Below are 12,056 nucleotides of genomic sequence, written 5' to 3' on the forward strand. Positions count from 1 at the left end.
GCCGCCCCGTCAATGAACGACCTGGGCGGCCGACTTCAGCAGCGCGTCCGACAAGGTGACGCCCTGCTTCTGCGCCGCCGTCGAATTGACGTACAGCATCAGCTTGCCCGCGCTTTCCGGCGCGATGGCGCCGGGCTTTTCTCCCTTCAGGATGCGCACCACCATGCGGCCGGCCTGCACGCCCATGTCGTGGTAATTGACGCCCAGCGCGGCGACGGCGCCGCGGTTGACGCTCTCGGTATCGGAGGCCACCAGCGGAATCCTGGCGTCGTTGCTGACCTTGGCCAGGGACTCGAAGGCCGCCACCACGTTGTTGTCGGTGCTGGCGTAGATGACGTCGGCCTTGCCTATCAGGCTGCGCGCGGCCGATCCGACGTCCACCGTGCGCGGCGCGGCCGCCTCGATCAGGCTCAGGCCGGATTTCGGCAGCAGGTCCTGCAACTGCTTGACCACCACCACGGAATTCGCCTCGCCGGGGTTGTATACCATGCCGATGCGCTTGGCGTTGGGCACGATCTTCCTGATCAGGTCGATCTGGCGGTCCAGCGGCAAGGCATCGCTGACGCCGGTGACGTTGGTGCCGCTGTTGGCGTTGGCGGCGACGGCGGTGCCGCCGGCGTTGGCGGTGTTTGCGGCGTTGGCGGCCTTGGCGGCGGCGGCCCGGGAGGATTTAACGGCCCTGGCGGGAGCGGCGGCGGGCTGTGGCGGCGGCGCCTCGGCGGCCGGCGGGGCGGCGATCAATTGCGCGGCCACCGGATCGGTCACCGCCGCATAGACCAGCGGCACGTCCTTGGTGGCGGCCGCCACGGCCTGGGCCGCGGGAGTCGAGATGGCGACGATGGCGTCGGGCCGGTCGCCGACGAATTTGCGGGCAATCTGCGCGGCCGTGGCGTTATTGCCTTGCGCGCTCTGGAATTGCCACTTCAGGTTCTTGGCCGGGTCGTAGCCGGCCGCCTTCAGCGCCTCGCGCACGCCGTCGCGCACGGCGTCCAGCGCGGGATGGTCGACGATGGCGATCACCGCCACCGACTTGGGCGCCGGCCCCGCCGCGCGGGCCGGCGGCGCCGCCAGCATGGCGGCCGGGACCAGCAGGCCCAGCACGGCGGCGCGGACGGCGCGGCCCAGCCACGGCCTCTCGGCGCCGGCGAGCGGCGCGCGGGCGGCCGTGCCGGCAGGACGGGATACTTTCACCATGATTTGGCTATCCTTTTGTATGAAATCCGGGTCGGGTATCTTTTGAATACCGTACGCGGGAATACCGCAAGCGGACGCGCGCCGGCGAGGGTCCGGCACCGCTGGCTGCCTCGGTCCGCCAGGCATAGTCTAACGGACCGCCCCTGCGGGCCGGAAGCGGATGAGCACGGGAAATCCCTGACGCCGCGCGACTATCGTCCGAATACGTCTGACGGTCGATATACTTGCCCAGGATAGGCCCGAAAAACCATAAAAGGCACATCAGCTTCGATGTCCCACACGTAGCAGAGGCACACCATGCAATTACGCCAACTCGGCCGCTCCGGCCTCACCGTCCCTCCCCTGGCCTTCGGCGGCAACGTATTCGGCTGGACCGTCGGCGAGGCCGATGCGTTTTCACTGCTGGACGCCATGGTCGACGCCGGCTTGAACTTCATCGACACGGCCGACGTCTATTCACGCTGGGCGCCGGGCAACCGCGGCGGCGAATCGGAAGTCATCATCGGCAAATGGCTGGCCAGGAGCGGCAAGCGCGACAAGGTCGTCATCGCCACCAAGGTCGGCATGGAAATGGGCCCCGGGGCCGTGGGCCTGGCGCCCAGCTATATCGCGCGCGCCGTCGAGGACTCGCTGGCCCGCCTGCAGACCGACTACATCGATCTCTACCAATCGCACCGCGACGATCCCGATACGCCGCTGACCGACACGCTGGGCGCCTACGGCAAGCTGCGCGACCAGGGCAAGGTGCGCGCCATCGGCGCCTCCAACTACACCGCGCAGCGCCTGTCCGAAGCGCTGATCCTCAGCGAGCGCAACAACCTGCCGCGCTACGAGAGCATCCAGCCCGAATACAACCTGTACGCGCGCGAGCCCTACGAAAGCGGCCTGCAGGCCGTGGCCGTGGCGCAGGGCGTGGGCACGATCAACTACTACGCGCTGGCCAGCGGCTTCCTGTCCGGCAAGTACCGGTCGGCGGCCGATGCCGCCAAGAGCGTGCGCGGCCGCAAGATCGTCGACACCTATCTGAACGACCGCGGCCGGCGCATCCTGGCCGCGCTGGACGAGGCCGTCGAAACGACGGGCGCCACCCATACCCAGGTGGCGCTGGCGTGGACCATGGCCCAGCCCGGCATCACCTCGCCCATCGCCAGCGCCACGTCGCTGCAGCAACTGGACGATCTCGTCGCGGCCACCCGCCTGACCCTGCCCGCCGAGGTCCTGCGCAAGCTCGACGAAGCCAGCGCGTGGAAGATCTCGCCGAGGTAAGCGCGCATCCGCGTCCTCATACGCATCGTTCCCCATCGCCCCTGCCGCGCGCGGCGTCCTCCTTCAACGGGAGGACGCCGCGCATGCTTTTGCCCATCCGCATGCGGTAGGCAAAATCGTAATCTGTTGACAATCTTCAAAATTGCTCCTAGCCTTGATTGCCAGAATCAGAAGTGAGCCACCGGGAGTCATAAAAGAACCGGCCACTTAAAGGAGGCTTGGGTGTCTTTCCTCGAATTGGACGGACTGACCAAGAGCTATGGCTCGTTGGCGGTCGTCAAGGGCGTGAACCTCTCCGTCGACAAGGGCCAGTTGGTCTGTCTGCTCGGCCCTTCCGGATGCGGCAAGACGACGACGCTGCGGCTCATCGCCGGCTTCGGCAAGGCCAGCGGCGGCGAGATCCGGGTGGGCGGGCAGACCGTGTCTTCCGTGCAGGCCACGGTGCCGCCGGAAGCGCGGAACATGTCGATGATTTTCCAGAGCTACGCGCTGTGGCCGCACATGACGGTGTTCGACAACGTCGCCTACGGCCTGAAGCTGCGCCGCCTGCCCGTGCGCGACGTCGCCGAAAGGGTGCGCGCCATCCTCGCCTCCACCCAGCTCACGGCGCTGGAGGACCGCTACCCCGGCGAACTCTCCGGCGGCCAGCAGCAACGCGTTTCCCTGGCCCGCGCGCTGGTCGTCGAGCCGGAGATCCTGCTGCTGGACGAGCCGCTGTCGAACCTGGACGCCAACCTGCGCGAGGAGATGCGCTTCGAGATCCGCCGCCTGCACGACCATTTCCGCTACACCACCGTCTACGTCACGCACGACCAGGCCGAGGCGATGACCACGGCCGACACCATCGTCGTCATGAACGAAGGCCGCATCGAACAGGCCGGCTCGCCCGAAGACATCTACGAACGTCCGCAAACCGAGTTCGTGGCCCGCTTCATCGGCGGCACCAACATACTGAAGGGCGCGCGCGAAGGCGAGGACGCCGTGCGCTGCGCGGGCGATCTCGTCCTGCGCTGCGCCCACGGCGCCTTCGCCGCCGACGGCGATACCGCGGTTTCCGTGCGCCACCATGACATCCGGCTCTCCCGGACCAAGCCCGACGACGCCGCCACGAATTGGGCCACCGGCGTCGTCCAGCGCCAGATCTATCTCGGCTCGCACCGCGATTACCTGGTGACGCTGCGCGGTGGCGCAACGGTGCGCACGATCGCGCCGGTCGACGTCGCGATACCGGCCGGGGAGGAAGTCAGCCTGTACTTCGCGCCGGAGAACTGCCGCGCCCTCGCGCATTGACCCTGGCGCACCAGCCCTGGCGCACTAGCCCTGGGCACTAAAGGAGGCAACAGACATGAAGACGACAGACATGTGGAACAGGAAAACCCTCATCGCCCTGCTGGCCGCGGCCGGCATGGGCGCCGCGGCGGGGGCCATGGCCGCCGCGCCCGCCCCGTACAGCATCACCCCGGAACTGGTCGCCGCCGCCACGGCGGAGAAAAAGGTCGTCTTCTACACCTCCACCGACGTCGCGGTCGCCCAGGGCCTGGCCCAGCAATTCCAGAAGGAATATCCGGGCATCACCGTGCAGGTGGAACGCTCCGGCTCCGAGCGCGTGTTCCAGCGCCTGGGCCAGGAATATTCGACCGGCATCCACAACGCCGACGTCATCGAGACCTCCGACGCCGTGAACTTCGTGTACTTCAAGCAGCAGGGCTGGCTGCAGCCCATGGTGCCGAAGATCGTGGCGGACAAGTGGCCCGCCTCCGCGCGCGACCCGGATGGCTATTACGCCGCCTATCGCGCGCATCTTTCCGTCATGGCCTACAACACGACGCTGATGAAGGACGCCGACGCGCCCAAGACCTGGACCGACCTGCTGGACCCCCGCTACAAGGGCAAGATGGTCAAGGCGCATCCCGGCTACAGCGGCACGGTCATGACGGCGACCTACGTGCTCAGCCAGATGCTGGGCTGGGGGTATTTCGAAAAGCTCGGCAAGCAGGACATCATGCAGGTGCAGTCCTCGACCGAACCGCCCAAGAAACTGGCGGAAAAGGAAAGGGCGCTGGAAGTCGACGGCAACGAATACAACGTCTTCCGCCTGCAGGACCAGGGCGTGCCGCTGAAGATCGTCTATCCGCCCGAGGGCACGCCGATCGCCATCGGCAACGCGGGCGTCTTGAAGAACGCGCCCCACCCCAACGCCGCCCGGCTGTTCTACGCCTACATCTTTTCCACCGAGGCCCAGCAGATCAACAGCGACGCCGGCGGCCTGCGCTCCTTCAACCCGGACGTCAAGGAAAAGCCCAACCGCACCCCGCTGTCGCAGATCAAGGTGCTGACCGCCGATCCGACGAAGGTGCTGCCGCTCATCCAGACCATCAAGTCCAACTACGAAAAATACTTCGGCACCTGATGCCGCCATCGACACAGGAAACCGGCCCCAGGCCCGACCGATAGGGAACCCACGGCATGGAAACCATGACCACCGCTCCGCTTGCCTGTAAGCCGCCCGCGCGCCGGATCGACTTCTCGGTCCCCGTCTTCGTCCTGCTCGCGGTCGTGCTGGGCGTGCTGGTCATCCTGCCCCTGTTCTGGCTGTTCTATTACGCCTTCCGCGGCGACGACGGCGCGTTCACCTGGGAGAACCTGGCGGCCCTGTTCACCGACGCCAGCCTGCTGGAGGCCTACCGGCGAACCCTGGTCATGGCGCTGGGCGTGGCCGTGCTGACCTGTCTCGTCGCCACGCCCATGGCCTGGCTGGTGGCGCGCACCGACCTGCCGCTGCGGCGCTACGTCCGCATGCTGGTGACGGCGTCCTTCGTCACCCCGCCCTTCCTCGGCGCCATCGCCTACGAGATCCTGGCCGCGCCGAACAGCGGCCTGGTCAACGTCGTCTATCGCGCCCTGTTCGGCCTGGAGCGCGCCGACCGGCTGGTGAATATCTACACCTTCTCCGGCCTGGTCTTCGTCATCGCCTGCTTCACCTTTCCCTACGTCTTCACGCTGGTGGCCAACGCCCTGGACAAGGTGCCCTCCGACCTGGAGGACGCCTCGTCCATGCTGGGAGGAAAGTCGCTGACGACGCTGCGCAAGGTGACCTTTCCGCTGGTGCTGCCGGCCATGCTCGCGGGCATGCTGATCGCCATCCTGCAATCGCTGACGATGTTCGGCTCGCCCGCCATCCTCGCGCTGCCGGCCGGGTTTCACGTCGTCACGACCAAGATATGGAGCTACTTCCAGTTTCCGCCGCGGCTGGGCATGGCGGCGGCCGCCTCCCTCCCCCTGCTGCTCGTCACCGTGGCCCTGCTGCGCGCGCAGAAGGCGATCCTGGGGCGCAGGGGCTATACCGTCCTCGGCGGCAAGAGCGGCACGCCGCGCGTCACCGAACTGGGCCGCTGGAAATGGGTGGCCGTCGCCTTCGTCCTCGCGGTCCTCTGCCTGACCATCTTCATGCCCTACGCGGCCCTGCTGAAGACATCCCTGACCCGGGCCGTCGGCGATCCCGTCAACTTCAGCACGCTGACCCTGCACCACTGGCGCTTCGTGCTGTTCGAGCTGTCGGCGACACGGCTGGCGTTGACCAATACCCTGATACTCGGCCTGTCCAGCGCCACCGTGGTCACCCTCCTGGCGCTGGTGGTGTCCTACCTGGCCGGCCGCCGCGCGCTGGGCGGCGCCTCCCTGCTGGGGGTGCTGGCCACCGCGCCCGTCGCCATCCCGGGCATCGTGCTGGGCGTGGGGCTTTTCCTCAGCTACGCCAACCCCACGTTCCGGCTGTACGGCACGCTGTGGATACTGCTCATCGCCTTCGTCACCATCGAACTGCCGGCCGGCTACCAGCAGATATCGTCGGCGTTCTCCGGCGTGCATCCCGAACTGGAGGAAGCCAGCCGCATCCTGGGCGCCTCGCGCATGCGGGCCTTGTGGCAGATCACCGCCCCGCTGCTGCGCACCAGCGTGGTCGCCACCTGGTGCTTCGTCTTCGTGGGCACGATCCGCGAATTGTCGGCCACCATCCTGCTGACGACGGCCAATACGAAATTGGTATCGGTTATCATTTATGACCTGAATGAGAGCGGCGATCTCGGTGCCATCTGCGTACTGGGCATCATTCTGCTGGTGGTTTCGTTCGCCGTCGTTTCCGTCGCCAACGCCGTTCCCATCCTTGGCGGCCCCGCCACGGGCCACCGCAGTTGAACAGGGAGCGCGCCGTGAGAACCGCGCGGACCGCGGGCCGATACGCAACGCCAGCCGCCGCGTCGGCCAACTCACCACGTCACACGATGCCGGATACCCCGAATCAACCCACCAGCTTCTCCGCAATCGATTTCCTGCGCACCAAGTCGCTGGCCAACGTGGTGCAGGCCGAAATCGAGCGGATGATCATCGACGGCGAGTTCCAGCCCAACGAGCGCGTCAACGAGAACGGCCTGTCGCAGCGGCTCGGCGTCAGCCGCGGCCCTATCCGCGAAGCGTGCAGCGCGCTGGCCGCGATGGGACTCATCGAGATCATTCCCAACCGCGGATTCTTCATCCGCTCGCTGTCGAGCGAGGAGTCCCAGGACCTGTCGGAAGCGCGCGCCGGCATCTTCGGCTGCATGACGATGATGCTCGCCGAACGCATCACGGCGGCGCAGGTCGCCACCCTGCGCGCGCTGCTGGCGCGCATGGACGAAATCGCCGACCTCGGCGAGGTGCACACCTACTATCCGGTCAATCTCGAATTCCACAAGCAGATCGCGTCGATGGCCGGCAACGGCCGGCTCAACGCCATCTACCAGAGCTTCGTGCGCGAGCTGCACATCCAGCGCTACCGCGCGCTGTCCAGTCCCGACGTCCTCCACATTTCCAATTCGGAGCATCGCGAGATCGTCGACGCGGTGGAAGCGCGCGACCCCGTGCGCGCGCTGATCGCCGGGCGCGCCCACATCCTCAACGGCATGGTGCGCGCGAAAAAGGCGCAACCGGCGGGCGAGGCGAAAGCCGAGGAAGGCGTTGCGCCACGCAAGACGCGGCGCGCGGCCGGCGCCAACCCCGCGGCGACCGCAAGCAGCCCCTCCACCGCGGGGCGCGCGGGCAGCGCAAGCCCTGCAACCGCCGTAGCCGCCCCCACCGCGGCCGCAGCCGCTCCGGCAAGCACCGGCACGGCCGCCCGCGCCGCCAGGAAACCTCGCGGCACGCGCGCCGCGGGCTGAACCATGATCCCCGGGCAAGCCCCGGTTTACCGAAAATAGTCGACAATTTACAGTTATCAAAATCATCATCCGGCGCCGGCCTGGCGCACCGATCCAGGAGGAAGACATGCAAAAACCCGAATCGCCCGACATCGAATTGACCCGATACGTTGCGGAGTTCGTGTCGCGGACCTCGGCGGACGACCTGCCCGCCGAGCTCGTCGAACTGGGCAGGAAATCCATTCTCGACGGCCTGGGCCTGGCCTTGTCCGGTTCGGTATCCAGGACCGGCGAACTGGTGCGCCGCCATCTGGACGACCTGAACCTCGGCGCGGGCGCCGCCACCGTCATCGGCGGCGGACGCAAGGTCGCGCCGCGTTTCGCGGCCTTCGCCAACGGCGTCGGCATCCATGCGGACGACTACGACGACACGCAGCTCGCCGTGGCCAAGGATCGCGTGTACGGCCTGCTCACGCACCCCACCGCGCCCGCCCTGCCGGCGGCGCTGGCCATCGCCGAGCTGCGCCAGGCGCCGGGCCGCGATTTCATGCTGGCCTATCAACTGGGCGTGGAGGTGGAGTGCAAGATCGCCGAGGCGATCGCGCCGCGCCACTACCAGACCGGCTTCCACGCGACCGCCACCTGCGGCACCTTCGCCGCCGCCACCGCGGCCGCCAAGCTGCTGGGCCTGGACGTCGCCGCCACGCGGCGCGCCTTGTCCATCGCCGGCAGCCAGTCCGCCGGCCTGCGCGAAAACTTCGGCACCATGACCAAGCCCTTCCATGCCGGCCGCGCTTCCGAAAGCGGCGTGGCGGCCGCGCAATTCGCCTCCTACGGCTGGACGGCCGCGCCGCGCATCCTGGAAGCGCCGCGCGGCTTCTTCTCGGCCGCCGGCGGCGGCTACGACCCCGACGCGATATACGGCAAGCTGGGCGCGCCGTGGACCTTCATCGATCCCGGCGTCTCCATCAAGCCGCATCCGTCCGGTTCGCTCACCCATCCCGGCATGACCGAGATGCTGCGCCTCATCCGCGCCAACGACATCCGCCCCGAACAGGTCAGGCACGTGCGCGTCGGCACCAACCACAACATGCCCAACGCCTTGATCCACCATCGCCCCAAGGACGAACTGCAGGCGAAGTTCTCGATGGAATTCTGCATGGCCATCCTGCTGCTGGACGGCCGCGCCGGCCTGAACGAATTCACCGACGCCGCCGTCGAGCGCGAGGACGTCAAGGCGATGATAGAGAAAGTGGATTTCGTGGTGGACGAGGTCGCCGAGGCGGCGGGCTACCACCTGATGACCACGCTCATCGACATCGACCTGGCCGATGGGCGCCGCATCTCCGGACGCGCGGATTTCGGCAAGGGCAGCCCCGCGATGCCCATGAGCTACGACGAGGTGGCGGGCAAGTTCCAGGAAAACGCCGAGTTCGCCGGCCTGGACAGGCACGCCGCCGCCGACATCGTGGAACTGGTGAGCAAGGTGGAGACGCTGGCGTCGATGGACGAACTGACGCGCCGCCTGATCCGGATCGGATGAAATCGCGCCGCATGCCTGCCGGCGGCCAACGCCGCCGGCAGGCGATCAAACCTCGATTCGCGCCGGCTCGCGCCCGCCGAAGAATTCCCAGAACGCCCGGTAGACGAGGTCCGGGCGCTGTTCCGCCGGGTAGTGCCCCGTGGGAATCGCCCAGCCGCGCAGGTCGGGCGCCCAGGGCCGCCACGCCTCCACGGGCTGGAAATGCCGTCCGCAATGGCTGTTGGAGCCCCACAGCACCAGCACCGGACAGGCGATCGTCTTCTTGCCGAAATCGGCCGTGTCCATGGCGAGGTCCACGCTGACCGTGGCCCGGTAGTCCTCGCAGATCGCGTGTATCTGCTCGGGCGTGGTGCAGCGCTTGTACTCGGCCATCGCCTCCGGACTGAATATCTTCAAGCCCACGCCCTTCTTGTTCAGCTTGTAGTCCATGTAGTAGTCGAGGTCGGCGGTCAGCAGCTTCTCCGGGAACGGCGCCTTCTGCGCCATGAAGAACCAGTGGTAGGACTCCAGGCCCCAGCCCAGCGTGATATTGGTCAGCACGTTATGGGTGGGAACGATGTCCAGGGCGGCCAGCCGTTCGACCCTTCCGGGGAAATCCAGGGCCATGCGGAAGGCGACGCGGGCGCCGCGATCGTGGCCGGCGACGGGGAAGCGCTCGAAGCCGAAGTGCGACATCACGGCGGCGTTGTCCTCGGCCATGGCGCGGAACGAATAGCCGGCATGGTCCGCGCCGCCGTCCGGCTTGCTGCTGTCGCCATAGCCCCGCAGGTCGGGCGCGACGACCGTATGGCTTTGCGCCAGCGTGGGCGCGATGCGATGCCAACTGACGTGCGTCAGCGGGTTGCCGTGCAGCAGCAGCAAGGGCGGCCCCTCGCCGCCGATGGCCACGTTGATCTCCGCGCCCGCCGTGCGCACCTTTTCGTAGCGGAAGCCGTGCATCAGGCCGCCCTTGTATTCGGGCAGCGGCGGCATTTCCGGCAAGGGCGCGGCGGCCTCGCGCGCCGCGTCCGCGCCTTGCGTCTCCTGTGCCTCTTGCGCCATTACCTTCCTCCAGGTTTCGTGCTATCGTGGTCCGGCACATGTAAATTGTCAACAGTTTTTAGTTTACAAATCCATGAACGCAAAGCCATGAACGCGAACCCTGCCCTGCCCGTCATCGCCCTCACTCCCGGAGACTGTACCGGCATCGGCCCGGAACAGCTTGCGCGCATCCTCCATGACCGCCGCCTCGCGAACACCGCCCGTATCGTCGTCGTCGGCGATGCCCGGGTCCTGGACCTGGGCATGCGGCAAGCCGGCGTGTCGTTCGACTACCGGCGCTACGACTCGCCGGCCTCGGTGGACTGGTCCGACGGCGCGGTGCCCCTGGTCGACCTCGCCAATACCGACCCCGCCCTGTATCCGCCCGGCGTTGGCAGCGCCGAGTCCGGGCGGGTGACGGGCGAAACCCTGGCGCAGGCCATCGCCTTCGCCAAGGCGGGCGAAGTCGACGCCATCAGCTTCGCGCCGCTGAACAAGCGCGCCATGTTCGACGGCGGCTGGAAATTCCCGGACGAGCACAAGATGTTTGCCCACTTGCTCGGGCATGAGGGCCATTTCGGCGAAATGAATGTGCTCGGCAACCAGTGGATGTCGCGCGTGACCTCGCACATCGCGCTGCGCCAGGCGCTGGACCAGATCACGCGCGAGGCCATCGAGGACGCCATCGAGCTGTCCGACGCCATGATGAAGAAGGCCGGCATCGCGCGGCCGCGCATCGCGGTCGCCGCGCTCAATCCGCATGGCGGGGAGAACGGCCTGTTCGGCACCGAGGAAATAGAGATCATCCGTCCCGCGGTCGCCGCCATGGCCGCGCGGGGCATCGCCTGTGCCGGGCCCTTCCCCTCCGACACCGTCTACCTCAAGGCCTTCGCCGGCGACTATGACGGCGTGGTGTCCATGTATCACGACCAGGGCCAGATCGCCACGAAAATGCAGGGCTTCAACCGCGGCGTCACCATCACGGCCGGCCTGGACACGGTCTTCACCACGCCCGCGCACGGCACCGCCTTCGACATCGTCGGCAAGGGCGTCGCCAAGACGGGCGCCATCGAGGCGGCGATCGGCCTGGCGAGCAGGCTGGCCGCCCGCGCATAGACGCTATCGCGCCAGCGCTTCCCGGTGCGCCTGCGCCAGCGCCGCCATGCTGTTGAAGTGGAAGTCGACGTGGGGCGTGCCGGGCGGCGGCATGGTCGCGCCCCAGCCCGCCTGGTCGTGGCGCCGGTCTATCCAGGCGGAAGCCAGGCCGAAGGCATTGGCCGACGCATGGTCGTGGAACAGGCTTTGCGCCGTGTGCAGGACGTCGGTTTTCTCGAAGCCGAAGTCCGCGCGCAGATGCGCCAGCATGTAGTCGAAATTCCGGCGGCTCGGCTTGTAGGCGCCGATGTCCTGGGCGCAATAGATCGCGTCGAACGCGACCTTGAGGCGCTGCTGGCTGGCGCGGAAGGAAATGCGGTCCACGTTCGACAGGATGACCAGCTTGTAATGCTGCTTCAGGTAGGCCAGCGCTTCGGCCGAGTCGGGAAACTCGGGCCAGTCCGGCACCGAGGCGCCGAAGATATTGGCCTCGGCCCGGGTCACGGGGATGCCCCATTCGTTGGCCAGGCGCTTGTAGACCACCGACAGCAACTGGGAATACGGCATGTCCGGCGTCCTTTCCTGCTGGTCGGACTCGTGGCGGGCGAAGACCTCCAGCGCCTGGTCCTTGGTCAGCTTGGTCGCATGCCGGGCCAGCAAGGGCTGCAAGGCGTCGTGGATGCCGGTTTCCCAGTCGATCAGGGTGCCGTAGCAATCGAAGGTCAATACTTTGAAGTCGGTGAGTTTCATCAGGGGCTCCGTCTGCC

Annotated in this window: 10 protein-coding genes; 7 read left to right on the forward strand and 3 right to left on the reverse strand. The window is 67.3% G+C overall.

The window, feature by feature from the left end:
- Window positions 1–9: 9 nt before the first annotated feature.
- The gene (locus CAL29_RS19865) at window positions 10–1,074 is read right to left on the reverse strand and encodes an ABC transporter substrate-binding protein (RefSeq protein WP_094856767.1); all 1,065 of its coding nucleotides are present in this window, start codon (window positions 1,072–1,074) and stop codon (window positions 10–12) included.
- Window positions 1,075–1,491: 417 nt separating this feature from the next.
- Here CAL29_RS19865 and CAL29_RS19870 point away from each other — a divergent pair, with 417 nt between their 5' ends.
- The 6 genes from CAL29_RS19870 to CAL29_RS19895 all read left to right on the forward strand — a co-directional run bounded on the left by CAL29_RS19870 (window position 1,492) and on the right by CAL29_RS19895 (window position 9,174).
- Entirely contained in the window at window positions 1,492–2,460 is a 969-nt protein-coding gene (locus CAL29_RS19870) for an aldo/keto reductase (RefSeq protein WP_094854763.1), read from the forward strand.
- A gap of 222 nt (window positions 2,461–2,682) precedes the next feature.
- Window positions 2,683–3,750: an ABC transporter ATP-binding protein gene (locus CAL29_RS19875; RefSeq protein WP_094854764.1), complete on the forward strand. Its 1,068-nt coding sequence runs from the start codon at window positions 2,683–2,685 to the stop codon at window positions 3,748–3,750.
- A 55-nt stretch (window positions 3,751–3,805) separates the two neighbouring features.
- Window positions 3,806–4,870: an ABC transporter substrate-binding protein gene (locus CAL29_RS19880; protein WP_256977603.1), complete on the forward strand. Its 1,065-nt coding sequence runs from the start codon at window positions 3,806–3,808 to the stop codon at window positions 4,868–4,870.
- Between the two features lie 65 nt (window positions 4,871–4,935).
- On the forward strand, window positions 4,936–6,654 hold the full coding sequence (locus CAL29_RS19885) for an ABC transporter permease (protein ID WP_094856769.1): 1,719 nt from the start codon (window positions 4,936–4,938) through the stop codon (window positions 6,652–6,654).
- A gap of 86 nt (window positions 6,655–6,740) precedes the next feature.
- Window positions 6,741–7,652: an FCD domain-containing protein gene (locus tag CAL29_RS19890; RefSeq protein ID WP_094854765.1), complete on the forward strand. Its 912-nt coding sequence runs from the start codon at window positions 6,741–6,743 to the stop codon at window positions 7,650–7,652.
- A 106-nt stretch (window positions 7,653–7,758) separates the two neighbouring features.
- Window positions 7,759–9,174 carry an MmgE/PrpD family protein gene (locus tag CAL29_RS19895; RefSeq protein ID WP_094854766.1) on the forward strand — a complete coding sequence of 472 codons (1,416 nt, stop codon included), beginning with the start codon at window positions 7,759–7,761 and terminating at the stop codon, window positions 9,172–9,174.
- A 45-nt stretch (window positions 9,175–9,219) separates the two neighbouring features.
- Here CAL29_RS19895 and CAL29_RS19900 read toward each other — a convergent pair whose 3' ends face one another.
- Complete coding sequence (locus tag CAL29_RS19900) at window positions 9,220–10,215, reverse strand: alpha/beta fold hydrolase (protein ID WP_256977604.1); 996 nt, start codon at window positions 10,213–10,215, stop codon at window positions 9,220–9,222.
- Window positions 10,216–10,302: 87 nt separating this feature from the next.
- Between CAL29_RS19900 and CAL29_RS19905 the strand changes: the two genes are divergently transcribed.
- Window positions 10,303–11,310 (forward strand): PdxA family dehydrogenase, encoded by a 1,008-nt coding sequence (locus tag CAL29_RS19905; RefSeq protein ID WP_094854767.1) that lies wholly within the window; start codon window positions 10,303–10,305, stop codon window positions 11,308–11,310.
- A 3-nt stretch (window positions 11,311–11,313) separates the two neighbouring features.
- Here CAL29_RS19905 and CAL29_RS19910 read toward each other — a convergent pair whose 3' ends face one another.
- On the reverse strand, window positions 11,314–12,039 hold the full coding sequence (locus CAL29_RS19910) for a haloacid dehalogenase type II (RefSeq protein WP_094854768.1): 726 nt from the start codon (window positions 12,037–12,039) through the stop codon (window positions 11,314–11,316).
- Window positions 12,040–12,056 lie beyond the last annotated feature (17 nt).

This window comes from Bordetella genomosp. 10, from assembly GCF_002261225.1.
Classification (GTDB): domain Bacteria; phylum Pseudomonadota; class Gammaproteobacteria; order Burkholderiales; family Burkholderiaceae_B; genus Bordetella_C.